The sequence below is a fragment of the Lysinibacillus sp. FSL W7-1291 genome, from assembly GCF_038593415.1.
Lineage (GTDB): Bacteria > Bacillota > Bacilli > Bacillales_A > Planococcaceae > Lysinibacillus > Lysinibacillus fusiformis_D.
In genome coordinates this window covers 2,359,055-2,384,693 of the sequence record NZ_CP151994.1, presented here as the reverse complement: position 1 = coordinate 2,384,693, position 25,639 = coordinate 2,359,055, and the positions used below count along the sequence as shown (strand labels likewise).

General features: G+C 39.2%; 26 protein-coding genes and 2 riboswitches. Of the genes, 13 read left to right on the top strand and 13 right to left on the bottom strand.

What is annotated here, in order from left to right; genetic code table 11:
• Positions 1 to 21 precede the first annotated feature (21 nt).
• From NST76_RS11615 to panF, 3 genes are all read left to right on the top strand, one after another.
• The gene (locus NST76_RS11615) at positions 22 to 564 is read left to right on the top strand and encodes a short-chain dehydrogenase (RefSeq protein ID WP_342543883.1); all 543 of its coding nucleotides are present in this window, start codon (positions 22 to 24) and stop codon (positions 562 to 564) included.
• 311 nt (positions 565 to 875) lie between these two features.
• Positions 876 to 1,139, top strand: a complete 264-nt coding sequence (locus NST76_RS11610; protein ID WP_036117582.1) for a YhdT family protein — start codon at positions 876 to 878, stop codon at positions 1,137 to 1,139.
• Positions 1,139 to 2,584, top strand: coding sequence for a sodium/pantothenate symporter (panF, locus tag NST76_RS11605; RefSeq protein ID WP_141905757.1), 1,446 nt, complete (start codon positions 1,139 to 1,141; stop codon positions 2,582 to 2,584). Before NST76_RS11610 ends, panF begins: the two co-directional genes overlap by 1 nt.
• A gap of 42 nt (positions 2,585 to 2,626) precedes the next feature.
• Here panF and NST76_RS11600 read toward each other — a convergent pair whose 3' ends face one another.
• The gene (locus NST76_RS11600; protein WP_036117587.1) at positions 2,627 to 3,397 is read right to left on the bottom strand and encodes a TSUP family transporter; all 771 of its coding nucleotides are present in this window, start codon (positions 3,395 to 3,397) and stop codon (positions 2,627 to 2,629) included.
• A 126-nt stretch (positions 3,398 to 3,523) separates the two neighbouring features.
• Between NST76_RS11600 and NST76_RS11595 the strand changes: the two genes are divergently transcribed.
• Together NST76_RS11595 and NST76_RS11590 are read left to right on the top strand one after the other, a co-directional pair.
• Positions 3,524 to 4,306 (top strand): TrmB family transcriptional regulator, encoded by a 783-nt coding sequence (locus tag NST76_RS11595; protein WP_089932801.1) that lies wholly within the window; start codon positions 3,524 to 3,526, stop codon positions 4,304 to 4,306.
• A gap of 21 nt (positions 4,307 to 4,327) precedes the next feature.
• Entirely contained in the window at positions 4,328 to 4,714 is a 387-nt protein-coding gene (locus tag NST76_RS11590; RefSeq protein WP_036117593.1) for a hypothetical protein, read from the top strand.
• Between the two features lie 52 nt (positions 4,715 to 4,766).
• On the opposite strand, the gene NST76_RS11585 is transcribed toward NST76_RS11590, so the two are convergent.
• A complete protein-coding gene (locus tag NST76_RS11585) occupies positions 4,767 to 5,192 on the bottom strand; it encodes a nucleotide excision repair endonuclease (protein WP_170829836.1) in 426 nt (141 codons plus the stop codon).
• A gap of 149 nt (positions 5,193 to 5,341) precedes the next feature.
• Positions 5,342 to 5,452: riboswitch (SAM riboswitch) on the top strand.
• Between the two features lie 109 nt (positions 5,453 to 5,561).
• Between NST76_RS11585 and metA the strand changes: the two genes are divergently transcribed.
• Positions 5,562 to 6,497: a homoserine O-succinyltransferase gene (gene metA / locus NST76_RS11580; RefSeq protein WP_036117598.1), complete on the top strand. Its 936-nt coding sequence runs from the start codon at positions 5,562 to 5,564 to the stop codon at positions 6,495 to 6,497.
• Between the two features lie 40 nt (positions 6,498 to 6,537).
• Here metA and NST76_RS11575 read toward each other — a convergent pair whose 3' ends face one another.
• The 6 genes from NST76_RS11575 to plsY all read right to left on the bottom strand — a co-directional run bounded on the left by NST76_RS11575 (position 6,538) and on the right by plsY (position 11,786).
• Positions 6,538 to 7,686: an endospore germination permease gene (locus NST76_RS11575; protein ID WP_089932808.1), complete on the bottom strand. Its 1,149-nt coding sequence runs from the start codon at positions 7,684 to 7,686 to the stop codon at positions 6,538 to 6,540.
• Positions 7,687 to 7,716: 30 nt separating this feature from the next.
• Positions 7,717 to 7,950, bottom strand: a complete 234-nt coding sequence (locus NST76_RS11570) for a hypothetical protein (RefSeq protein ID WP_036117602.1) — start codon at positions 7,948 to 7,950, stop codon at positions 7,717 to 7,719.
• Between the two features lie 4 nt (positions 7,951 to 7,954).
• The gene (locus NST76_RS11565; protein WP_036117605.1) at positions 7,955 to 9,154 is read right to left on the bottom strand and encodes a Ger(x)C family spore germination protein; all 1,200 of its coding nucleotides are present in this window, start codon (positions 9,152 to 9,154) and stop codon (positions 7,955 to 7,957) included.
• A gap of 25 nt (positions 9,155 to 9,179) precedes the next feature.
• Positions 9,180 to 10,721 carry a spore germination protein gene (locus NST76_RS11560; protein WP_036117608.1) on the bottom strand — a complete coding sequence of 514 codons (1,542 nt, stop codon included), beginning with the start codon at positions 10,719 to 10,721 and terminating at the stop codon, positions 9,180 to 9,182.
• Positions 10,722 to 10,873: 152 nt separating this feature from the next.
• Entirely contained in the window at positions 10,874 to 11,164 is a 291-nt protein-coding gene (locus NST76_RS11555; protein WP_036117611.1) for a HesB/YadR/YfhF family protein, read from the bottom strand.
• A gap of 19 nt (positions 11,165 to 11,183) precedes the next feature.
• The gene (gene plsY / locus NST76_RS11550) at positions 11,184 to 11,786 is read right to left on the bottom strand and encodes a glycerol-3-phosphate 1-O-acyltransferase PlsY (RefSeq protein WP_036117616.1); all 603 of its coding nucleotides are present in this window, start codon (positions 11,784 to 11,786) and stop codon (positions 11,184 to 11,186) included.
• Between the two features lie 559 nt (positions 11,787 to 12,345).
• Between plsY and parE the strand changes: the two genes are divergently transcribed.
• The 7 genes from parE (at position 12,346) to NST76_RS11515 (ending at position 20,664) form a co-directional block, all read left to right on the top strand.
• Positions 12,346 to 14,322 carry a DNA topoisomerase IV subunit B gene (parE, locus tag NST76_RS11545; RefSeq protein WP_036117619.1) on the top strand — a complete coding sequence of 659 codons (1,977 nt, stop codon included), beginning with the start codon at positions 12,346 to 12,348 and terminating at the stop codon, positions 14,320 to 14,322.
• The gene (gene parC / locus NST76_RS11540; protein ID WP_058843538.1) at positions 14,319 to 16,757 is read left to right on the top strand and encodes a DNA topoisomerase IV subunit A; all 2,439 of its coding nucleotides are present in this window, start codon (positions 14,319 to 14,321) and stop codon (positions 16,755 to 16,757) included. The genes parE and parC overlap by 4 nt, the downstream gene beginning before the upstream one ends.
• Positions 16,758 to 16,876: 119 nt before the next feature.
• Positions 16,877 to 16,987, top strand: a riboswitch (TPP riboswitch).
• Positions 16,988 to 17,140: 153 nt separating this feature from the next.
• Positions 17,141 to 18,136 carry an ABC transporter substrate-binding protein gene (locus tag NST76_RS11535; protein WP_058843539.1) on the top strand — a complete coding sequence of 332 codons (996 nt, stop codon included), beginning with the start codon at positions 17,141 to 17,143 and terminating at the stop codon, positions 18,134 to 18,136.
• 1 nt (position 18,137) lies between these two features.
• Entirely contained in the window at positions 18,138 to 18,428 is a 291-nt protein-coding gene (locus NST76_RS11530) for a thiamine-binding protein (protein WP_036125941.1), read from the top strand.
• The gene (locus NST76_RS11525; protein WP_271909947.1) at positions 18,428 to 19,201 is read left to right on the top strand and encodes an ABC transporter permease; all 774 of its coding nucleotides are present in this window, start codon (positions 18,428 to 18,430) and stop codon (positions 19,199 to 19,201) included. The genes NST76_RS11530 and NST76_RS11525 overlap by 1 nt, the downstream gene beginning before the upstream one ends.
• A complete protein-coding gene (locus NST76_RS11520) occupies positions 19,176 to 19,925 on the top strand; it encodes an ABC transporter ATP-binding protein (RefSeq protein ID WP_342503739.1) in 750 nt (249 codons plus the stop codon). The genes NST76_RS11525 and NST76_RS11520 overlap by 26 nt, the downstream gene beginning before the upstream one ends.
• Positions 19,915 to 20,664, top strand: coding sequence for a TatD family hydrolase (locus NST76_RS11515; RefSeq protein ID WP_141905741.1), 750 nt, complete (start codon positions 19,915 to 19,917; stop codon positions 20,662 to 20,664). Before NST76_RS11520 ends, NST76_RS11515 begins: the two co-directional genes overlap by 11 nt.
• 23 nt (positions 20,665 to 20,687) lie before the next feature.
• Here NST76_RS11515 and NST76_RS11510 read toward each other — a convergent pair whose 3' ends face one another.
• From NST76_RS11510 to NST76_RS11490, 5 genes are all read right to left on the bottom strand, one after another.
• Positions 20,688 to 20,864, bottom strand: a complete 177-nt coding sequence (locus NST76_RS11510) for a hypothetical protein (protein ID WP_170829828.1) — start codon at positions 20,862 to 20,864, stop codon at positions 20,688 to 20,690.
• A gap of 96 nt (positions 20,865 to 20,960) precedes the next feature.
• Positions 20,961 to 22,505, bottom strand: coding sequence for a sodium/solute symporter (locus tag NST76_RS11505; protein WP_342504484.1), 1,545 nt, complete (start codon positions 22,503 to 22,505; stop codon positions 20,961 to 20,963).
• Positions 22,506 to 22,513: 8 nt separating this feature from the next.
• Positions 22,514 to 22,852, bottom strand: coding sequence for a DUF485 domain-containing protein (locus tag NST76_RS11500; protein ID WP_342543880.1), 339 nt, complete (start codon positions 22,850 to 22,852; stop codon positions 22,514 to 22,516).
• Positions 22,853 to 23,332: 480 nt separating this feature from the next.
• On the bottom strand, positions 23,333 to 24,886 hold the full coding sequence (locus tag NST76_RS11495; RefSeq protein WP_101966697.1) for a cation acetate symporter: 1,554 nt from the start codon (positions 24,884 to 24,886) through the stop codon (positions 23,333 to 23,335).
• Positions 24,887 to 25,222, bottom strand: coding sequence for a DUF485 domain-containing protein (locus tag NST76_RS11490; protein WP_058843543.1), 336 nt, complete (start codon positions 25,220 to 25,222; stop codon positions 24,887 to 24,889). It lies immediately after the preceding gene.
• Positions 25,223 to 25,639 lie beyond the last annotated feature (417 nt).

Genomic DNA, 25,639 nt, shown 5'->3' with positions numbered 1-25,639 from the left:
TTAAAAGTGAGGAACAAATGAATGGCACACGCATTAGTTATTGGTGGGACAGGAATGTTAGCTGACACAACCCTTTGGTTAGTGAAGAACGGATATGACGTTTCGGTAATTGGACGTAATGCCAATCGAATGGGATGTTTCATAAGTAAATCATCAAATCCATCACGTGGCACACCAATTTTAGTTGATTATCTTGATATAGCCTTATTAAAAGAGAAGCTAGAAGAAACGATAGCGCATAATGGACCCATTGAATTGGTCATTGCTTGGATTCACTCCTATGCTGAAACTGTATTAGAGAGCATAGCTAGTGAAATTTCAGGAATATGGAAGCTGTTTCATGTATTAGGCAGTAGCGCTAATCTAAATGAAATCAAAGATAAAATCCATCTACTTGATATCACTCACTATCGTCAAGTCCAGCCAGGTTTCATAATGGAAAACGGTCAGTCAAGATGGCTTACACATAAGGAAATTTCACAAGGAGTCATCGATGCTATTCAGCATGATCGATCTATCAATATCGTTGGCACGCTACAGCCTTGGGAACAACGCCCGTTATAAATAGGAAATAACCTTCGTCCAACTAGTGTGACGAAGGTTATTATTTTTTATCATCATAAACGATTGTGTTGAAAAGCATTTAGATGTCATATGGGATGTAAAATAATATCCCATATTTTTACATAAAAAATGCATTGTTTTTGATTCAAATGGTGGCGTACTAAGCTTTTAGAAGAATGCATGTTCATCCACAGGCTCTTACTTTTGATTTCCTTAGACAGATTTTTCTTGTAAGCTTACCCTAATTTTTTCGCATCTCTTCCCATCAGACCAACATATCAGTAAAATAGAGAAGGTTAGGGGGATTGCATGTGAAAGATCAACGCTTTAAAATAGCGCATCGAGAGGCGCTTATTGGGATAGGACTAGTCCTTGTCAACTTTACGATTTGGTTTGGCTTTGCCTATGGATTAGGTTCGGGAGACCCCAAAAATTATTCATATGTCTTTGGTTTCCCTGCTTGGTTTTTCTATAGCTGTATTGCAGGGACAGGCTTTATGATCCTACTCATCTGGATTGTAATGAAGCTCTTCTTCAAAGAGGTGCCATTTGATGATGAGGAGGGGGATCGCTAATGCATTGGCAAGTTGTATTTCCATTGCTATTATTTTTAATTATTATTTTCGGAATTGGTGTTTGGTCCAATAAGCATATTCGGTCCTCTAATTCATTCTTACAGGAGTATTTCCTTGGTGGTCGTGAAATGGGTGGTTTTATCCTGGCGATGACAATGATTGCTACATACGGCAGTGCGAGCAGCTTTATCGGAGGACCTGGTGTGGCCTATACGAAAGGGCTTGGCTGGGTGTTATTGGCAATGGCACAGCTGCCTGCAGGTTATTTTGTACTGATGATTTTAGGCAAGAAATTTGCTATTATCGCTCGTCGTTACCAAGCTATTACGTTAATCGATTTTTTACGAGAGCGCTACAAAAGCCATGTCATTGTCATTTTATCAGCCATTAGTATCATTGTTTTTCTATTTTCGGCTATGATGGCGCAATGGGTAGGTGGTGCTCGCTTAATTGAGTCATTAACAGGCCTAAAATACACAACGGCACTATTTATTTTTGCGATTTCGGTGCTAGTGTATGTCATTATTGGTGGTTTCCGAGCTGTTGCTTTAACGGATACTGTGCAAGGTTCGATTATGGTTGTTGGCACAATTATTCTATTAATCGGTACTATTATTGCAGGGGGTGGCATCGATAATATTATGGCCTCACTTGTCGCTGAAAATCCTAATTTTGTGTCACCATTTGGAGCGCAAGGAGATTTAACACCATTGTATGTTTCGACATTTTGGATTTTAATTGGCGTAGGGGTTGTAGGGCTTCCGCAAATTGCTGTCCGTGCCATGAGCTATAAGGATTCTAAAAGTATGCACTTAGCCATCATTATTGGCACGATTGCCATCGGGACAATCATGTTTGGCATGCATTTAATTGGCGTATTAGCACGACCTGTCTTACCTGGCATTGAGATTGGTGATAAAGTAATGCCGCTTCTGACATTAAAGGTATTGCCACCATTTTTAGCGGGGATCGTCTTAGCTGCGCCAATGGCTGCTACCATGTCAACTGTCAATGCTCTGCTTATGCTGGTCAGCTCCACGGTTGTCAAAGACATTTATTTAAATTACATGAAGCCACAAGCTAGTGATGCAGAGATTAAACGTGCAAGCTTTGTTGTGACAACGGTTATTGGCTTAGCTGTTATTATCTTTGCGCTCAACCCACCCGATTTATTAGTGTGGTTGAATTTATTTGCTTTTGGTGGGCTAGAGGCTGTCTTTATCTGGACAGTAGTTTTAGGATTGTATTGGAAAAAAGCCAATAAATATGGTGCGATGGCGTCCATGATTACAGGCATGTCCTTGTATATTATGATTGATCGCTTTTATCCTTCCGTCTTTGGTATGCACACGGTTACGATTCCCATTGTTGCATCCTTCATTATTTTTATTCTCGTTAGCTTAGCCACAAGTCATAAATTCAAAAATGAGCAACTCATGATTTAAATCAAAGAACGCCGCAGATACAAGTCTGTGGCGTTTTTGTGTTTAATGAATCATAAAATCATAGGCATTTTTCGCAAGCAATGTCACTGTCACTACGATAAAAAGCATACGAACAAAACCGCTTCCTTTTTTGATCGCCATTCGGGAGCCGAGCATAGCGCCACCAATTTGAGCAATGCCCATCACGAAGCCATAAACAAAATGGATTTGACCTAAGTAGGCGAACATACAAAGGCCTGCCACGTTACTTGCCAAATTTAAAAACTTTGCATTTCCTGCCGCCTTTAAAAAATCAAAGCCTATCAACAAGAAGCTAAAGATTAAAAAAGAGCCTGTACCAGGTCCAAGAAACCCATCATAAAAACCAATGCCAAATAATAATCCCATAAATAATAGTAAGTGGGTTCTCGAGAGAGTTTTTACGCTAGAGACAGCACCCCAATCCTTTTTGAAAATTGTATAAACCGCAACGGCTGCCAGCATCACGAGCATTAATGGCTTTAGTAATGCTGGATTGATTAAATGCACGGTCCATGCACCAAATAAGGAGCCGACAAAGGCAAGCGGGAAATATTTGAGAACGGATCGTATTTCAAGCTGACCAGAACGATAAAAGGAAATGGAAGATGTCAGTGAGCCCATTGTCCCGGCAAGTTTATTGGTTGCAACAGCAGCGGCTGGATTGAGGCCAGCAAACAATAAAGCTGGCAATGAAATTAAACCGCCCCCTCCCACTACAGAGTCGACAAAAGCCGCCAGAAATCCAAATGAAATTAACAGGATAAGAATATGTACATCGACTTCAAAAAACATAATACACCTCTTTAAAATTAGTTACTACTGAAATAGTAACTAATTTTAATTACGCTGTAAACCCTCATTTTTTCATTGGCAAATCTTCACAACAGTAGCCTATAATAAAGATAATGGAGGGATTACATGGAGGAATTAATCGCCCAGTTGAAAGACATGGGCTTTACAGAATATGAAGCAAAGGCCTATACGGCACTTGTGCAGCAAAGTCATGTTAGTGCCTATCAGGTCAGTAAAAATTCTGGTATACCACGCGCAAGAATTTATGATATTTTAAACGTCCTTGTAGAAAAGGGAATTGTGCTAAAAGAAGAAACGGCTGAACAAACGACCTATGCGGCTATGCCTGTGTCTGTGTTTTTACAGCAAATGCAGCAGCGCTGGCAATCGAATTTTACATCCATGAGTACGAAATTAGAAAAATTAGAGGAAAAAGTGCAGGAAGTGGAGCCAAAAGTAGTCATGCTAAAGGGCAAGGAGGCGATCATCAACTATTGCCAGTCACTTTTAAAAAAAGCCAAGAAAAAAGTGATTCTATCGATGTGGGAAGATATGTATGATACTTTAAGGGGAGATATTCAAGAAGTGGCACAGCATGTTCCTATTCATGGTATTACCCTATATGTAGGGGAACAGCTAGAGTCGATTGACCAGCATAGAGCTACACACTACACGAAAAAAACGTCTACACCACATTGGTTTATTTTATCGGTAGATGGTCAGGAAATGATTTATGGTCACTCTCCATCTACGCAAGAAATGGCCTTTATCACCAATGACCCTGTCCATATTTATTTGTTAGAGGATTATGTTTGGCATGACGTCCTTATCAATCGATTGGTAAAACGTGATGATCAGGAATTAGAAGACTGGATTGCTAAGGAGCGTAAAGCTTTTTTCTTAGAATAGTCATAAGGGAAGGGGAGTAACGTGAAAAAATTCGTGTTGCTAGGTTTAATGAGCTTATTAATGTTAGGAGCATGTAACGCTAAAACGCCTACCAAATCACTAATGATTCATGAGCTAACTGTCGTTCCAGACAATATTCAACAAAAAATTGAGGCTAATGATAAGATTCAATTATTGTATGAAGATGACTCTACGTATTATCTTGTTTATTATTCGAAAGGGAATGTGCTGGCAAGTATTGCGGCTGAAGAAAACAGTCAAGTCATCCAACTGAAAGAAGGTAGCGAGCAACGAAAAGAGGCTCAACCCTATGTATATAAAATCATTACCAAAGATCCTGAGCTAGACACGATTGATTTGCGAATAAACGGCGAGAGTACGCCAATAGATCGCGTAACCTCTATATAAGACAAAAACCGAAATCCCATTAGATGAGATTTCGGTTTCTTTACAAGATATCTTAATAAAAGACTTTCTCTACATTGTATTTGGAGCGGAAAGTGTTAATCGCATATGTTTCGTAAATTTCACGTTCCATTGGATCTTCTACTTCATAGACCTCAATTTTGAACACTTCATCACGATGATTTTTCATCGGAGATACATTGTCCTCGAAATGCTTTTTAATACGTTGACGAATTTTACGTGCTTTGCCGACAAATAATAGCTCATTCTTGTCATTATAGAATAAAAAAATGCCGCCTTTATCACGTGTGATTTTATGGAAGTCAATAAAACCAAAGTATGGTGTGATAGGCACATCACCAGGTTTTACTTCTTGTTCACGTTGACGGATGACTACATCAGGTTTTGGAAATTCAATTTTAATCAAAGTATTCACGTTCCTCTCTGTTACTAAAGTTATATGGTAACATAAATACGGCATGTTTACCATAAATTTTAAATGTAGAAACACTACTTATAGCAAGCTTAGTGTACATCAAATAAACGAGGAACATGCATTTGAATCACAAAATATTCTATGAATTATTGATATTCTAACTAATTCATGCTACAATTCGATGTAATTAAATAATCTTATCAAGAGAAGCTGAGGGATTTGGCCCGATGACGCTTCAGCAACCTCTAACAATTGTTAGAAAGGTGCTAATTCCAGCGAAGGATTTTTCCTTTGAGAGATAAGAGTGGACGTGAAAAAATCCTTCTCATTCTATCTCGTATGGAATGAGGAGGATTTTTTAATTTGTCAGCAAGGTTTGCTAAAAGAGAGTGATCAAAGAGAGGGGAACGCAAGATGCCAATTAATATTCCGAAAAATTTACCAGCTGGAGAACATTTACGTGAGGAAAAAATCTTCGTCATGGAAGAGGACCGTGCGAAAACACAGCAAATTCGTCCGTTAAACATATTAATATTGAATTTAATGCCTGAAAAAGAAAAAACGGAGCTTCAATTACTACGTTTATTAGGGAATACACCGCTACAGGTAAATATCACCTTTTTAAATACGGCCACACATGAGTCGAAAAACGTCAGTAAATCACATTTACAGCTATTTTACACAACGTTCAACCAAATTCGTCACCGTCGCTATGACGGGATGATTATTACGGGAGCACCTGTAGAAAAAATGGCCTTTGAAGAAGTTAACTATTGGCGGGAAATTTCAGAAATTATGGACTGGTCCAAAAAGAATGTGACATCCGTTTTACATATCTGTTGGGGGGCACAGGCGGCACTGTATCATCATTATGGGATAGGAAAGGTAGAACTTTCAGCTAAATGCTCAGGTGTCTATTCCCATGTAATCACCGATTTAACAGTGGATTTAGTACGTGGCTTCAGTGATTTATTTACCGCTCCACATTCACGCTATACTTCTGTTTCGATCGACGAGGTTCGCAATCATCCAGACTTACGATTATTATCCTATTCAGAGGATGCAGGTGTGTTCATCGTCCAATCAAAAGATAATAAAAACATTATGATTACAGGGCATCTGGAGTATGATGCGACAACATTAGCCGATGAATATAGCCGTGATGTCGCAAAGGGCATAGATATCGCTGTTCCTGTGAATTACTTCCCGAATGATGATCCATCACAGGAGCCAATGAATACATGGCGTGCCCATACGCATTTATTATTCTCTAACTGGTTGAACTACTATGTTTACCAAGAAACACCATACGAATGGGATTTTGTAGATGAAATTGAATATCATATTTAATTAATAAAAAGTCTAATTTCTTTTCTCACCATAAAAGAAATTAGACTTTTTGATTGTCATTCGTTGTTTCTGTATTAGGCGTTTCGGTACTTTGAGCTTTGGTTTTGCGATTTCGTATAACTGCGACAATCAATAAAAGTATCGGTAATAAAATGGTGATTATAAAAGAAAAGATTGGCCAAATTTCATTATTGTAATTGGTTGAATGTACAATGTCTGGATGAATAATTTGAGAAAGCCCAATGACAATTAGACCCATCGGTAATATGAGAGGGCGATGATCCTTGATTTTTAAAATTTGCGCAAGACCGACAACAGTCGTATAGAAATACATAAATGTGCGAATATAAATAGATGAAATCCACATAAAGGCCATGATGATTTCAATGCGCTGCAAAAAATTCCCTATCGATATTCTTTGCGCTAAGGCATAGCTAGGAAATGTTCTAGATGACGTATTCTCAGGTCCTAAAACAAGAATCGATAGCACAATCAACGTAATTAAGACGATGCCACCGAGGATTGTCCCAAAATATAACCCTTTCTGTGCAGATGGCTGTACATTGACACCAGCAGGATACAGTATTAATAACACCAGTAATGGAAAGGAAAAGATACTCATAAAGCGTGCAATACTATAAAGCATAGATGTTTTGGTTGCTTCTAATAAGGGTTGAATGTTCTCAAAATGAATTTGAGGCGTAATACAAACCATAAAAAAAATAAAAATAAAGACAAATGCTGGAAAGATGATTTCTGCTGAACGAGCAAAGGTCTCAATGCCTAAATAGGCAGCGTACATAATGATAATACTAAACATTAAGGCAAATGCTAATGTCGGAGTCTCCGGCATGACTTCGGTTTTCATAAAAATACCGATAAAATAGAGTAATTCTCCAGCGGATAGAAAGGTTAAGATTAGGAAACAACTGGCTGTGATTTTTCCAAAAAAACGACCAAGAATTTTTTCATTTGCCTCTACAAAATTAAGTGACGGTGTTTGGTTGGCAAGTGTTAAAAATAATTTAACGGCCAGCAGGCTAAGGACAACTCCAATGCAGGCGGCAATCCATGCATCTTGCTTAGCGGCACCCGTAATACTAGAAGGGATAATTAAAATTGCCGTTCCGATAGAATAGAGGAATGTAATGATTGTAAATTGTCTTGAACTAATAATCTCTTTTTCCATCGAGCAACCCTCCATTTTTTATCCTTCTATCTATTTTGTTAATGACACAATATAATCTTTAATTGGTGTAAAGATAAAGGTAATCAAATCCAATGGGCTTGGAATATGGATTTTTAGCGCATTTCCCATATTCAAAGCCGTTCCGATGAGAAGCAAAATAGAAAATACGACAATGGTTTTTGAATCATGCTGCTTTTTTAGCTTTGGTATAAAAATAAGTGCTAGGATCATTGAAATGATAAAGATGGCTACAGCTAGCACCATTTCGTTACTCCTCCTTTGGCTTGTTTAATAATGAATTTTGCATCGTACCTAAACCTTGTGTCGTTACTTTCACTTGCACATCTACCGCCAAATCTGGAAAGATGGAAGCCCACTCATCCTTAATTTTTTTCCACTGTTTTGGATCTGCACGATGTAAGGCATCACCGAAACCAAACACATCAACCTCATATTGCTGTTGTATTTTCTCCAATGTTTTTTGAATTCGTTCATCAATGCCCTTAGCTGTTTTTTTATTGACATAATCAATGGATTTATTTTTTGTAAGATCGATATCACATTCGACCTCTCCTATGTTCTGCTCAACATTAATACGGACATCAATTTTCGGCATTCCGTTATCAAAAGACCCTTTCACTTTTGTTGTGGATTGAGTGATTTCAGATGATAGAGTTCCTTTCTTTGGGCAGGCTATGATTTCGATCGTACTCTGTATTTTATCATTCAGGAAACTAACGCTTTTACTTTCTCCCTCAGTCAATAGCCCAATATATTTATCCCCTTTAAAGACCGCTAATCCTGCATACTGCAACAGCACAGGCGTTTTAACTCGTTGCACATTTGTTTGATCTACACCTAATTTCTTATCACCATGTACTTCAATAGCAGTAATTAATGCCCCTTTATGTTTATTCGTTAATGTATTGACTAACTCATCTATATTGACAGCTATTGTGGCGCCCCAAGCTTTTTCAGAGACATCAAGGGAATTTAACATTTTATTAGCGGGTATCTTTTCAATGGGCGTTAGTACATTTAACACTTCCTTCGCTGTCGCTTCATGAGACATAATGACATCGAAATCCTTACGAAATTCATGGTCCCTTACAATTAAATCAAGTGAATCACTAATTCCTTCTTTTGCTAGATCTTCCCCTAAAACAACCACTTGAAGATGGGCAAAATACGGTTTTCGGGCAGCGTTGGTTGTCATTTTTCGAATTGCCTCAAAGATGGTCTCGCCTCTCGAATGATAGCTAACGACAGGAGAGCGTTGCGTGGAAGCCTGTCGCATCGAAATTTCACTTGGATCAACAATTTGAACGGTAATCTCATATTCTTCGTCTATTTTGTCAATACCCAGTGCTACGACAATGGCTAATTCATTTAATTCACGCTTACTCCAGCAGCCACTTAACAGTAAAGTGAGGATACATAGTAAGCAAATCACTTTTATTTTTGCCATATTCCATTCCTCATTTATCCAGTAGTTATTTCCTGCCCTTTACATTGACATATTTATGTCCTCTAACAATATTTTTTTGATTAACTAAACGAGGTCGTGTTAGTAACTTTCTGCGAGGGAACAAAAGAAAGGCATCCTTTTGATCCTTTAAAACTAACGGTGCAAATGGACTTAAATAAGGTACACCAAATGAACGAATGCTGCATAAATGGAGAATAATGACCATAATACCGAACATAACACCAAATAAACCAAACATAGCAGCTAAAATCATTAATGGGAAACGTAACACACGAATCGTATTCGACAAACCGTAGGCAGGGAAAAGAAAACTACAAATTGCTGTTAAAGCTACAATAATGACCATTACAGCAGATACCACACCCGCATCAACTGCCGCCTGACCAATAACTAAAGTACCGACTATAGACACCGCTGGGCCGATTGTTCTAGGCATACGAAGCCCAGCCTCCCTTAATACCTCAAAGGCAATCTCCATAATGAGTGCCTCCACAACTGCGGGGAAGGGAACGCCTTCTCTTTGTGAAGCAATACTAATCAACATTGGTGTTGGCAGCATTTCCTGGTGAAAGGTAGTTATAGCCACATATAAGGATGGCGCGACTAATGCCAGACCGATGCCAAAAAAGCGAAGTATGCGTACAAGTGAGCTAATCATCCAATGCTGATAATAATCCTCCGCTGATTGCAAAAAGGATGTAAATAACGCTGGTACTACTAAGACAAAGGGAGTACCATCAACTAGAATCGCCACTTTGCCATCTAATAATTCACCAGCGATAACATCTGGACGTTCTGAATTGTAAACTGTTGGAAACATAGAGTTTTTAGAGTCTTGAATAAAATCCTCTATATAGCCACTTTCCAGTATGCCATCGATATTAATGCGGTCTAATCGGGCTAATACCTCTGCGACGATTTTGTCACTGGCAATGCCATTTATATACATAACCGCTACATCTGTTTGTGTCACATCACCGATAACTCGTGACTTTATCCAGAGATTCGGGCTTTTTATTTTGCGACGGATGAGCGCTGTATTGGTACGTATGGTTTCTGTAAAGGATTCCCGAGGACCTCGAATAACAGATTCAGTCGATGGCTCTGTAACGGCTCGATCCTTTGCACTTCTGGTACTTGTCACAATCCCTTCTGCAAACCCATCTAATAAAATAACCGTTTCCCCATTGAGAATGGCATTGTAGAGTGTTGTGAAATGCTCGATATTCGACACATCCCCAACTGTTAAATAGGAGTTTCGTACATATTGATTAATGGTCGTTATTTCAATGTCTTGTTCTTCCTCGATATTTGCCATAAGCTTATCAATAACAGAATCGGAGATTGTCGTTTTATCTGACAAGCCATCAATCGAAATGATAGCGATGTTATGAGGGGTAGATTCACCAATTGTGATTTCACGTATGATGATGTCATTACTGTGACCAAGCGCCTGTTCAATGATTTTTTTATTTTTAGCTAGGGATGTATACAACAAATCGTTTGTATGGGATGGGGAGGTATCGATATTGTTAGACATAGACATGTGTTTTCCTCCTCAAATATACGCTCATTATTTATAGAGTGGACAATTTTTTTGAGAGATAAACGAGGTGAGGGTGAAAATCTAACTATTGGCATGATGGAGCCAAATAAAAAAACAGTCTATCCTTTCATGGACTGAAAGGATAGACTGTTTTATGTACGATAGTCATATTGCAATTCATCATTACTAGCATCAACGTCAACATGTAAGTTGTGATCGTTAAAGAACCAGAGATCTTTCTCATCAATGTAATAGGTTACATCATCAACCACTGTCTGTACGCCTATAGCAATAGGTTCTTCACGAGTCATGCCAAGTGAAAAACCTTCATGAAAAGGACTAGAGCCACCATAGCGTGCATAAAAACGAATCGTATCACCTGGTTCTACTTCCATTTCGTGTTTGAACCACTGGAGTGCTTCATCTGTCAATGCAATGTTCATTTCGAATGCTCCTCTCTTCCTAAAGCCATTTTACCTTTGGCTCAGTGCCGTTTTTAATACGTGTAATATTGGCACGGTGACGATAAATAATAAAGGTAAATAAAAAGGCTACCAAGATGCCTAATGCAAAGTCACCCGTAACAAAATAATAAACGATTGCATAGATAAGTGCTACTAAAGCGGCTATCATCGATGTTAGGCTGACGATCTTTGTGATTTTTAATGTCACAATAAAGGTAATAAATAATAGGACAAAGAGTGGCCACGAATAGCCTAATAAAACACCTGCGGATGTTGCCACTGCTTTTCCACCACGGAAATTGGCGAAGATCGGAAACATATGACCGATTACGGCAACAAGACCAAGTAATAAGGGATGCAGTGTGCTGTCAGAGAAAACGGGAAGTGCTACTAATAAAACCGCAGCTGTTCCTTTGAGCACATCCATTACGGTTACAACAATACCTGCTTTTTTCCCTAATGTTCGGAATGTGTTGGTTGCACCAAGATTACCGCTCCCGTGTTCACGAATATCGGTATTATAAAAAATTTTACCTATCCATAATCCAGAAGGTATAGAGCCGATTAGATAAGCACATAAAATAATAAGTCCATTGATCATAGCTGGACTCCTTTCATTCATAGTCCATCACTTGGTACTAATAGTTTGTAACAAGTATTTTACACTTTTTCTTGCTAATCTACAATGTTATGAAGGAGATTTCATTAGGAGCCTTGAATTCAATACAAAAGAAAACCTATTAATAAGGGGTAGGCTTTCAGACATGAGATTCTAGAAAGTGAAAAAAAGCCTTTATAAAAATATAGGCAAAAAGGCAATTTTGTCAATCCTTCATTCCTTTGGTAGAATAGAAGTCTAACTTTATCCAGTTTAACCGTAATAAACATTGTAGCGTTTACACTGAACTAGATTCTATGTATGTTGAAACTAAATCGGCTACTATGCGTCAAACGTTTATGGATACTAGTAGCAGTCTGCCCTGCTTAAATACCAATTTTAAGCAACTGTTGCAGATGTTTACTATTGATAAAGATGATCAAAACTGTGAGCAAATTTTAAAAATTTAATGGACCTGTCGCTAGCTATTGACAGGAAATGCTATTATTATTAGGATGAGAACATAAATAGAACATGTGTTTGTTTTTTGGAGGGGAATTTTTTGACGAATAAACAGTCAACTAGCGTTTATAATGATGACGCTATACAAGTATTAGAAGGATTAGAAGCGGTACGCAAACGACCTGGCATGTATATCGGTTCAACGGATGGCCGTGGACTTCATCACCTTGTGTATGAAATCGTAGATAATGCGGTGGATGAAGCACTGGCCGGCTTTGGATCTCATATTATTGTCACAATTCATAAGGATCAAAGTATGAGTGTGCGCGACTTTGGCCGTGGGATGCCAACAGGTATGCATAAAATGGGTAAACCTACCCCTGAAATTATTTTTACGGTGCTACACGCAGGTGGTAAATTTGGACAAGGTGGTTATAAAACAAGTGGTGGCTTGCATGGTGTAGGTTCCTCTGTAGTTAATGCACTATCAACATTTTTAGAGGTGACGATCCATCGTGATGGTAAAAAGTATCGTCAGCGCTTTGAGCATGGTGGACATCCTGTCACAACACTTGAAGAAATTGGGCAAACGAAGCAAACAGGTACACTTGTTCATTTCCTACCAGACGAAACGATTTTTTCTGTCACAAAATTCAATTATGATACGTTAGCAGAACGTTTACGTGAATCAGCCTTTTTATTAAAGGGCTTAAAAATTGAATTAATCGATGAGCGCGAGGAAGGCAAACAAGATGTATTCTTTTATGAGAATGGCATTGAAGCTTTCGTTGCGTATTTGAATGAAGAAAAGGATGTTCTTCATCCTGTGAAATATGTAGAAGGCATACAAGATGATATTGAAGTAGAATTCGCTTTCCAATATAACGATGGTTATTCAGAAACGATTTTGTCGTTCGTTAATAATGTACGTACTCGTGATGGCGGCACACATGAAACGGGTGCAAAAGCGGCATTGACGCGTGTATTTAATGAATATGCAAGAAAAATCGGCTTGCTAAAGGACAAGGATAAAAACCTTGAAGGGACAGATATTCGTGAGGGTTTAGCAGCAATCGTGTCTGTTCGTATTCCAGAGCATTTATTACAATTTGAAGGACAAACCAAGGGCAAGCTTGGTACAAGTGAGGCTCGCTCTGCCGTAGATAGCGTAGTGTCTGAGCAAATTTTGTATGTGCTAGAGGAAAATGCAGAGTTATCGGCTTCTCTTGTACGTAAAGCAATCCGTGCGCAGCAAGTAAGAGAAGCGGCTCGTAAAGCGCGTGAGGACGCTCGGAATGGCAAGAAAAGCAAAAAAGGTAGTACGATTCTATCAGGCAAATTAACACCAGCTCAGTCTCGCAATGCGGCCAAGAATGAGTTGTATTTAGTTGAGGGTGATTCTGCAGGTGGTTCTGCCAAACAAGGTCGTGATCGTACATTCCAAGCGATTTTGCCTTTGCGCGGTAAGGTCATCAACACAGAAAAAGCCAAGCTACAGGACATTATGAAAAACGAAGAAATATCAACGATTATCCATGCGATTGGAGCAGGTGTTGGCACGGATTTTGCTGTGGAGGATTCAGCCTACGATAAAGTAGTGATTATGACGGATGCGGATACGGACGGGGCACATATTCAAGTCTTGCTCTTAACGTTCTTCTATCGTTATATGCGTCCACTCATTGAAGGAGGCAAAGTCTATATCGCTTTACCACCACTTTATAAGGTATCAAAAGGTACTGGTAAAAAAGAAGTGATTGAATATGCTTGGACAGAAAACGATTTACAAAAGGCCATCCAGAAAGTTGGAAAGGGTTACATATTGCAGCGCTATAAAGGTCTTGGTGAGATGAATGCTGACCAGCTATGGGATACGACAATGAACCCTGAGACACGGACATTAATTCGTGTCACAATCGAGGATGGTGCACGTGCAGAGAGACGTGTCACGACGTTAATGGGTGATAAAGTAGAACCGCGTCGTAAATGGATCGAAGCCAATGTTGACTTCGGTATGGAGGATGATTCAAATATTTTAGAAAATGAATTCATCCAACAAGAGGAGGACCAAGCATGAGTAGTACAGAAAAGTTTCAAGATTTACCGCTAGAAGAAGTGATGGGTGATCGTTTTGGTCGCTATAGTAAATATATTATTCAAGACCGCGCGTTGCCTGATGCACGTGACGGTCTTAAACCAGTACAGCGTCGTATTTTATATGCAATGTTTACAGAAGGCAATACACAGGATAAACCGTTTCGAAAATCCGCAAAAACTGTCGGGAACGTAATCGGTAATTACCATCCGCACGGTGATAGCTCTGTTTATGAAGCAATGGTACGTATGAGTCAGGACTGGAAGGCACGTCATATGCTTATTGAGATGCATGGTAACAATGGTTCGGTTGATGGTGATCCTCCAGCTGCGATGCGTTATACAGAGGCGAGACTGTCTGCTATTGCTGGTGAAATGCTACGAGATATTGGCAAGAAAACGGTCGAGTTTGTACCAAACTTTGATGATCAAGATATGGAGCCGACTGTTTTACCTGCACGTTTTCCAAACTTACTAGTCAATGGCTCTACAGGGATTTCGGCTGGCTATGCAACAGATATTCCCCCGCATGCGCTAGATGAAGTGCTAGATGCTGTGTTAATGCGCTTAGACAAGCCGAACGTGACAGTAGATGAGTTGATGACTGTGATTAAAGGGCCGGATTTCCCGACAGGTGGGATTATCCAAGGGGTAGATGGCATCAAAAAGGCTTATGAAACAGGTCGAGGTAAAATCATTGTCCGTGCGCAAGCCGTAGTAGAACCGATCAAGGGTGGCAAAGAGCAAATTGTCATCACGGAATTACCATATGATGTGAATAAAGCGAATCTTGTGAAAAAAATTGATGAGCAACGTGTAGATAAACGTTTAGAGGGTATTGCGGAAATCCGAGATGAATCAGACCGTACAGGCTTACGTGTTGTAATTGAGCTGAAAAAAGATGTTCCGGGAAAAGGAATCTTACAATACCTATTTAAAACAACAGATTTACAGGTAGCTTATAATTTTAATATGATTGCTATTCATAATCGTCGTCCAACGATGATGACATTGCCATTATTGCTAGATGCCTATATTGCGCATCAAAAAGAAGTGGTGACGAACCGTTCGATTTATGATTTACAAAAGGCAAAGGATCGTTCTCATATTGTAGAAGGGTTAATTAAAGCACTCTCCATTTTAGATGAAGTGATTGCGACAATCCGTTCTTCTAACGATAAGAAGGATGCGAAGCTTAATTTACAAGCGAAGTTTGATTTTACAGAGGTACAAGCCGAGGCGATCGTTAGCTTACAATTATATCGTTTAACGAATACAGACATTACAGAGCTTCGTCAAGAACAAGACGAGTTAAATAAGTTGATTGCGAAGCTAGAAGGAATTTTACAAAGTGAAGCCAAGCTTGTACGTGTCATTAAACAAGAGTTACTAGAGATTAAGAAACGCTTCACAGAGCCACGTCGCTCGAAAATTGAGCAGGAAATAGAAGAAATTAAAATTACGCTAGATGTCCTTGTGCCAAGTGAAGAGGTTGTGGTGACGGTGACAAAGGATGGCTATATTAAACGTACATCCACACGTTCACATGCCGCTTCCAATGGTCAGGATTTTGCGATGAAGGATTCGGATTACTTATTGTATGAAGCAACCTTAAATACACAGCATCATCTGTTACTGTTCACAAATCGAGGCAATTATATTTACCAGCCTGTTCATGAGCTACCTGATATTCGCTGGAAGGATCTTGGACAGCATATTTCAAGTATTGTGCCAACAGGGGAAGATGAGTCTATTATTGCAGTGTATGGCTTTGAAACATTCGAACAGCCAAATACGTATATTTTAACAGCTACAAAAGATGGTCAAATTAAACGCTCCCCACTGGCAGATTATGCGGTGACGCGTTATTCGAAGCCAATAAAAACAATGAATGTTAAAGCGGGCGATGCGATGATCTTTGCATCGTTTGTGACAGATGATGTGGAACTGATGTTAACAACGGATACAGCCTATGCGATTCGTTTCCCACTGGAAGAATTACCAGTTACAGGGGTGAAAACAGGCGGTGTCAAAGGCATCACGCTAAAGGATGGAGAAGCCTTAGTCGGTGTCAATGTGCTACAGCCTGATGCTACACAATATGTGGTAATCGTCACACAGCGTGGAGCCGTGAAGAAAATGAATGTTGCAGAAGTTGAAGTGGCAAGTCGTGCAAAACGTGGTCTAAAAGTATTAACAGAATTAAAAGCAAATCCTCACCGTATTGTGGCAGTTATTCAAGCAACGAATGAGGAGCAAATAGTGATTGAAACGGAAAAAGGTGTACAAGAGCTCATTGATGTCCAAACATTGACGCGTGCTGATCGCCATTCCAACGGTTCGTTTAAAGTGGATATTGCAACAGATGGGGCTATTTCCCATGTTTTAACGGCTAAAAAAGAACAGAAACTAAGCTAATGATAAGCCCAGTCTCTTAGGAGTGCTGGGTTTTTTTACGAGAGCAGTCGTTAGTCAAAAATAGCATCTTGTCATTTTAGCGTAACTATGGGTATAATAATCAACGAAAAGTTCATAGCACAAGAATGTAGGGGGGCTAGTAGTTGCTAGCTGAGATTGTGTCCGATAGACGCTGACCCTTTGAACCTGATTTGGCTCGTACCAGCGTAGGGAACATCTATTCAAAAAAGCAAAGTTTTGAAGATTGATTGCAATACGTCTGGGAGGAATCCTAGGCGTTTTTTTATGTTTTCAAGCAATATCTTGCCAAACGCATACGCTTTCTTTCTGGTGACAACATTCAACCATGAACACTTTCACATTATCAACTGGGAGGACTTCGCATGAAAAAATGGTTATTTATTCTAGTGGCTGCACTTTTAACGTTAGTGGGCTGTAGTGACAAGGAGGACAAGCAGGCTACTGATCAGCTGAAAAAAGTATCAGTGGTCTTAGATTGGACACCAAATACGAATCATACAGGGCTGTATGTCGCAAAAAAACTCGGTTATTTTGAGGAGCAGGGCTTAGATGTTGACATTATTATGCCTGGGGAGGCAGGAGCCGATCAGCTTGTTGCTTCTGGAAAGGCAGAGTTTGGTGTGAGCTATCAGGAAGGGATTACACAGGCTCGTGTGCAAGATGTGCCTCTTGTCTCCATTGCTGCTATTATTCAACATAATACATCTGGCTTTGCTTCTATTGCATCAAAAGGTATTACATCACCAAAGGATTTCGAAGGTAAAACCTATGGCGGTTGGGGGGCTCCACTAGAGCAAGCTGTCCTACAATCATTGATGCAAACAGAAAAGGCAGACATTCATAAACTAGATATCGTCAATGCAGGAGATTTAGATTTTTTCACGATGATGCAAAAGGATATTGATTTTGCTTGGATTTATTACGCGTGGACAGGTATTGAAGCTGAGCTACGGGGTGAAAAGATTAATATGCTGTACTTAACAGATTATAGTGATCAGCTGGACTATTATACACCTGTTCTAGCTACAAATGAAAAAATGATCCAGGACAATCCTGACCTAGTTCAAGCGTTTGTGGCGGCTGCATCGAAGGGCTATGAATACGCCATAGCACATCCAAGTGAGGCGGCTGATATTTTAATAGAAGCGGCTCCCGATTTAGATCAAGCGTTAGTGCATAAAAGTCAGGAATGGCTAGCCGATAAATATCAGGATGATGCCAAGCAATGGGGAGAGCAAAAGCTTTCTGTATGGGAAAACTATGCAAAATGGATGTCTAGCAACAACGTGTTAGAGGGCGAATTTAATGCGAAACAAGCCTTTACAAATGATTTCTTACCTAAAAAGGAGGCCAAATAAGATGGCGAATTCATTAATCAGTGTTCAAATCATTCCAAAAACAGAGAAATTTGAGGATGTTATACCGTATGTCGATGCGGCGATTGCTGTGATAGATGCTGCTGGTGTGAAATATGAGGTACATCCGTTGGAAACGACGATGGAAGGTGAGCTGTCAATGTTGCTGCAAATCATTGAAAAAATGAATGACAAGATGATTGAGCTTGGTGCTATCAATGTCATTACACAAGTGAAAATATTATATCAGCCAACTGGTATAACTATGGATACATTAACGGAGAAATACCAGTAATGAAACAAGCTTTGCAAAAGGGAAGGACGATTATTTTTATCGCCTTCCTCTTATTCGTGTGGGAGCTCATTGTGCATGTGGCTGAAGTTCCTCATTGGTTATTACCTGCACCAAGTAGTATTTTGTTGGAAGCTTTTAAAGCCTATCAAACCTTTTTACCACATGCTTGGGCTACGATGCAATTAGCCTTATTAGGACTTGCCATTGGCATTGCCTGTGGATTAATGGTGGCGATTGTCTTGCATCGATTTACATTTATTCGGGAGTTGTTTTATCCGATTTTAATTATGTCGCAAAATATCCCTATTCTTGTCTTAGCGCCATTGCTCATTATTTGGTTTGGCTTTGGTTTATTACCAAAGCTCATCATTATTTGCCTCGTGTGCTTTTTCCCCATTGTTATTGCGGCAATGGACGGATTTCGGCAAACAGCACCTGAGTTAAAGCATTATTTTGCCATGGTTGGTGCTACAAAGGCGCAAACTTTTTGGAAGCTCGAATGGCCTCATGCATACCCAACGATTTTTTCAGGTGTAAAAATTGCTGCGACGTATAGTGTGATGGGCGCTGTTATTGCGGAGTGGCTTGGTGCAAAAAAAGGAATAGGCGTTTATATGACCTTAGCACAGTCCTCGTTCCGCACTGATCGTGTATTCGTAGCCATTTTTGCGATTGTTTTATTAAGCTTACTGTTGTTTAGCAGTATTCGCTTACTTGAAAAATTCATGGTGAAGGGGAGAGGCTATCATGCTCAGCATTCAAAACATCGCTAAATCCTTTGATACCCTGCAAGTGCTTGAAGATGTATCCTTTGACGTTAAAGCTGGAGAGTTTGTGGCCATTGTTGGTCCCTCTGGCAGTGGTAAGAGTACCCTTTTTCAATTAATTGGTGGCGTTTCTACGATTGATCAAGGGTCCATTTTATTAAATGAAGAGGACATTCAGCGAAAAAGAGGAACGATTGGTTATATGCCTCAGCAGCCTTGTCTACTACCTTGGCGCACGATTTTAGAGAATGTCACACTCGTAGAGGAATTACAGCATCAACCAAATGCTGAACGTGCTATAGAGTGGCTTGAAAAGGTGGGGCTTGGTTCATTTATCCATGCTTATCCAAACGAATTGTCAGGCGGCATGCAACAGCGTGTATCTTTTATACGTGCGATGGTCAGTGATAAGCCGATTTTATGCTTAGATGAACCATTTTCTGCGCTGGATGAATTCACCAGACTGGAAATGCAAGCGTGGCTATTATCCATCTGGGAAGCCTATCGTAAATCAATACTATTTGTCACGCATAGTATTGAGGAAGCACTCTTTTTAGCGGATCGGATCCTTGTTTTAAGCAAACGTCCTGCGACGGTTAAAAAGGAAATCATTGTGCCTTTTGAAAGACCCCGAAAAGAGGAAATTCGTCATTCAGCAACGTTCACCGAGTTAAAGCAACAATTATTTATGTACTTACAAGAAGAAAAGGGTGATATGTTTGTTGATTGATGCTCATATTCATTTGGATCAGTATCGAGATGAGGAAATTCCAGCCTTACTTGAAGAGGTAGAGACGGTGATTGCGGTTAGCATGCAGTTGTCGTCCTGTAAAAGAACATTGCATTTATCGAATAACTATCAGCCAGTGAAAGCCGCTTTTGGCTTTCATCCAGAACAGCCTTTACCAAATCCAAGCGATGAGGAGGCATTATTTGATTGGATCCGTTCACATAAAGAACATATGGTAGCTGTTGGTGAGGTCGGTTTACCTTATTATTTAAGACAACAGCAAACGATAGATGACCGACTCTATGTGGCTCTATTAGAGCGTTTTATAGTCTTGGCAAAGGAATTGGATAAGCCAATAGTGTTACACGCTGTCTATGAGGATGCTAGCATCGTTTGTGATTTACTTGACAAACATCAGCTTCGCCAAGCACATTTTCATTGGTTTAAAGGGGATGAGGCTGTGGTGAAACGCATGATTCAGCATGGCTATTTTATTTCGATCACCCCTGATTGTTTGTATGAACAAGAAATTCAACAGTTGATACAAGCTTATCCCATTGAACTAATGATGGTAGAAACGGATGGTCCTTGGCCTTTTGAAGGACCGTTTACAAATAAGCGTACATCTCCGTGGATGATGCATTCGACCATTGAGGTCATAGCGTCCATCAAGGGGTTGTCGACACAGGAAGTGGCTCAAATTATCACGCAAAACACCAATGCCTTCTATCGGCTTTAAAAGAAAAAGCAGTATAGGGAACGTTAGTCGTCCTTATACTGCTTTTTATGTTTTGTGAAATCATGATCGAGTTTCTCATTCTTTGTTTTTGTTATGCGCTCGTGTGTACTGAAGGATATAGATTGACGGTTTTTTTCAACATCCTTGCCGACAGTTCGTTTAACATGCATCCGTTTCTTTTTAGCCCTTGATTGTGACATGAGCATAACCTCCAATCTTTTTCTCATTCTATAGTAGCGAATAGGGAAGAAAAAGTAAAACCTCGTAAGCGAGATGCTTACGAGGGTGTTGAGTGATTAGTGAGATACGTCCTGTACAGAAATACCTGTGTTTGCTTTAACGTCAACTTCACGATACTTCGCGTCATCCGTTTCTTTAGAAAGTAATGTGCCGATGAAACCACCAAGGAAACCAAGTGGTACAGAGATTAAGGCTGGGTTCGTTAACATGATTAGTGGTTCACCAACGAAAATCGCCTTACCTTCAACTGGATTCCATACGTTTGGTGAAATAGCAACTAACACTAATGCAGAAATTAAACCTGTTAACATCGCCGTTACAGCACCAGCTGTATTAAAGCGTTTCCAATAAATTGTATAGATAATAACTGGAAGGTTAGCAGATCCCGCAATACAGAATGCTAGAGATACTAAGAATGCAACGTTTAATGTTTGTGCGCCAAGTGCTAATAGGATAGAGATAACAGCGATTGTAATGGAACCAATACGAGCTGCAAGAACTTGCTCTTTTTCTGTAATTTTACCCTTTTTAATAATTTGTCCATAAATATCATGAGATAGGGCAGATGCACCTGAAAGTACAAGACCTGCTACTACCGCTAGGATTGTTGCAAATGCTACCGCACAAACGAATGAGAATAGGATGTCGCCACCAAGTACTTCTGCAAGCAGTGGGGCAGCCATGTTACCAGCAGCGTTTGCAGCGATAATATCTTCCTTTCCAACGAATGCTGCTGCACCGAAACCTAAGAAAATTGTTAGAACGTAGAAGATACCTACGATCCAAGTTGCCCAAATAACAGATGAACGAGCTGTTTTTGCGTCTTTTACTGTGAAGAAACGCATTAAAATATGTGGAAGACCCGCAGTACCCAATACTAAGGCAATTAACATAGAGATTGTATCAAGTCCATTTGTGTATTTTAAACCTGGATTTAAATACGCAGCACCACTATCAGTAGCTGTTGTCATTTCTGCAAACATTGTTGAGATACTGAAGCCGAACTCTTTTAATACTAAGAACGAAATAATCACTGTACCAAGCATTAACAGACAAGCTTTAATGATTTGTACCCAAGATGTCGCTGTCATACCACCGAATAATACGTAAGTTGTCATCATAAAACCTACGATTAACACGGCGACCCAGTAATCGATTCCTAAAAGTAATTGAATAAGTGCTCCTGCACCAACTAGTTGTGCAATCATGTAGAATAAAACAATTGTAATCGTGCTTAAAGCAGCTGTTCCACGAACTTTTGCATTATTGAAGCGCGCTGTAATCATGTCAGCTAATGTAAATTTCCCAAGGTTACGTAATGGCTCAGCAACGATGTATAACACCACTAAGTAAGCTACTAAATAACCAATAGAGAAGAAGAATCCATCAAATCCAAATAATGCGACTGCACCAGCGATACCTAGGAAAGAGGCTGCTGATAAATAGTCTCCAGCGATAGCTAGTCCATTTTGCCAGCCTGTTAAGCCACCACCTGCCGTGTAGAAATCACTTGCGGAAGATGTACGTTTAGATGCCCACCATGTAATAACTAATGTTAAACCAACTATGGCTACGAAGAAGAATATGGCTGTAAAACTCATTCCGTTACTCATCGGCGGCCACCTCCGTTTTCGTATTCAGCGATAATCGCTTTTGCTTCTCTATCAAAGTTGTTTGCCTTAGCTACATATAAATGACATAACCCCCATGTCATGATGAATAGCCCCGCTGCATAGATCCACACCCAAGTAATTTCCCCAAATGCCTTTTGATGTAGAATTGTCGTGTACGATGTCAGAATTGGTAACAACATGTATGCCAATAAAAATATGACAGTTATAGACCAAAGAAAAGAATTTTTTCTGCGTACAAGAGATTTAAATGATTCTTGGTTTGCAATTGCATCATAGTCAATCACGATACCTTTTTTTACCTGATTGTTCGCCATTAACATTCCCCATTTTGTGTATATTTTTTCTACCTCAAGACTTGATTTTGCTAGTTTAGTGAATTCACATTTTCATTTTATGAAACAGTTCACAAAATTGCAATACATTTCAGAAAAATTATGCAAAAAAAATTTTTCAGAAAATAGTCCTGAGAGAGAAAAAATGGCACAAACTCAAGAATATAGGGGGTTTTAGAAAATTCAGATAAATAAATAAAGCAAAGGGAAATCTAGATTCTTGACAAAAATAGAAGGGTAAATTTACAAGAAAATCTTGTTTTTTCAATTAAAATTAAACACCATTTACCTAGTGGGAATTGGATTTTTTCTGTTTTTTGGAAGAGAAATAGTATTGTTCAATAAATAAATTAGTAGATATTGAATAACAAAAAAGGCGAAAAACTCGATGAAAAATCGAATTTTTTGCCTATTTTTTGCATTTTTTGAATTGGAATTCATTATGCAAGAGGTGAATAAATATTAATGAGAAATATCAGAAACAGATACGCCTGTATTCGCTTTCACACGAATTTCTTGATAAATACGTTCAGCTTCTTCCTGTGGTACTTTGCTAGCTGTCAAAACTGTACCAAGGTACCCAGCAATAAAGCCTAATGGAATCGTAATAATCGCAGGAACAGCAAGTGGTACAAGCGGTTGACCAACAAAGATGGCTGCACCTTCAACGGGGCTCCAGACATTCGGTCCCATTGCGCCTAAAATTAAACAGGACACTAAACCCGTTACCATAGCTGTTACAGCTCCTGTGGAATTAAATTTCTTCCAATAGATTGTATAAAGGATCACAGGTAGGTTGGCTGAGGCACCGATACAAAAGGCAAAGGATACTAGGAACGAAACATTTAAGCTTTGGGCAAACAATGCAAGAATAATAGACACAATCGCAATCGAAATAGAGCCTGTACGTGCAGCTACAACCTGTTGCTTTTCAGTTAATTTCCCTCCTTTTATGATTTCTCCATAAATATCATGAGAAATAGCAGAAGCCCCCGTTAACACTAAGCCTGACACAACAGCTAAAATCGTCGCAAAGGCTACGGCGCCAATAAATGCCATCAAGACATCTCCGCCTAAATAATGCGCTAGAAGTGGGGCAGCCGTATTACCAGCCTTACTTTCAGCAAGAATTTGATCTAATCCAACAAAGTTTAGCGCACCGAACCCTAAGAAGATCGTTAGTGAGAAGAAAATAGCTGTAATCCAAGTTGTCCAAGAAATAGAAGAACGTGCTGTCTTGGCATCTTTTACGGTAAAGAAACGCATTAAAATATGTGGTAAACCTGATGTTCCTAAAACTAACGCCATCATCATCGAAACGGAGTCGATTGTACTTGTGTATTTAATCCCAGGCACAAGGAATTCTTCCCCATGATCCATTGCAATTGTGTCAAACATTTTCATAAGAGAGAAATCAAATTTCATTAACACTAATACCGCTAATAGACCTGTCCCAAATAATAACAAGCTTGCTTTAATAATTTGTACCCATGAAGTTGCTGTCATGCCGCCGAACAATACATATGTTGTCATCATAACGCCGACAATTAACACAGCAATCCAATATTCAATTCCAAATAGTAGTTTAATTAATGCACCAGCACCTACAAGCTGTGCAATCATGTAAAGAATCACAATAATAATCGTGCCTGATGCAGCCACGCCACGAATTCGTTTTTCATTAAAACGAGCCGTTAACATATCTGCTAATGTGTAACGCCCCAAATTACGCATAGGCTCAGCAATGACATAAAGAAGCACTAAATTTGCTACAACATAGCCAACAGAGAAGAAGAAACCATCAAAACCAGTTAAGGCAATCGCACCAGACACCCCAAGAAAGGCAGCTGCTGATAAATAGTCACCAGCAATCGCAAAGCCGTTTTGCCACCCCTTTAATCCACCACCGGCTGTGTAAAAATCAGCAGCCGAGGAAGTGCGTTTTGCTGCAATATAGGTAACGACAAGTGTTAATCCAACAATGGCTAAAAAGAAACCTACAGATACAATATTCATTTAGTTACCACCTTTCGCATGATACTCGGCTAGCACAGCCGCCGCAGCTTTATCGAATGAAGCAGCTTTTTTTACATATACTGTACAGAGCACAATGGTCATGATAAATAACCCTGCAGAATATACCCATACACCCGTAATATTTCCGAATAATTTTTGTTGTAGTACAGGTTGGAAGGCAAGGATCGGAAGCAAAATATAAAGAATTAGAAACACTGCTGTAATCGAGAAAAGAAAGGTATTTTTCTTTTTCACAAAGGTATTAAACGATTCCATTGCCTCAATTGCATGATAATCAATTGATTGAGCCTGTTTTTCACTAGAAACATTCGCCATTATTATTCCCCCTAAAGTTATATATTTCTGTTTTAAACGACATATTTCTTTTTCTTTCGTCGTTATATTCACTTATTTTATGGGGGATATTCTTATAATGCAATACTAAATTTTGAGTTTTTATAATTTTTAGTCAGTTTAGTTACGTAGAAATAACATAGAAATATTAAGTGTTTAATAGAATAAAATGGTATTAAAGAGAACGAGAATTTCGAGTGAAATAATATTATTGAAATAGTTTGTTGCTGATAAAGTTGAATGCAGGAGAAAATATATTCACAAAAGAGAATTTTCTGTATTTTATTATTCTTCTATTAAAACCCAGAGAAGTGTAAAAGGTAGAAATAGTTTGTTATATAACAACCGTTCTTTCTCTTGGGAAATAACGAAAATAATAAAAAAAGCTTTCAAAAAAAT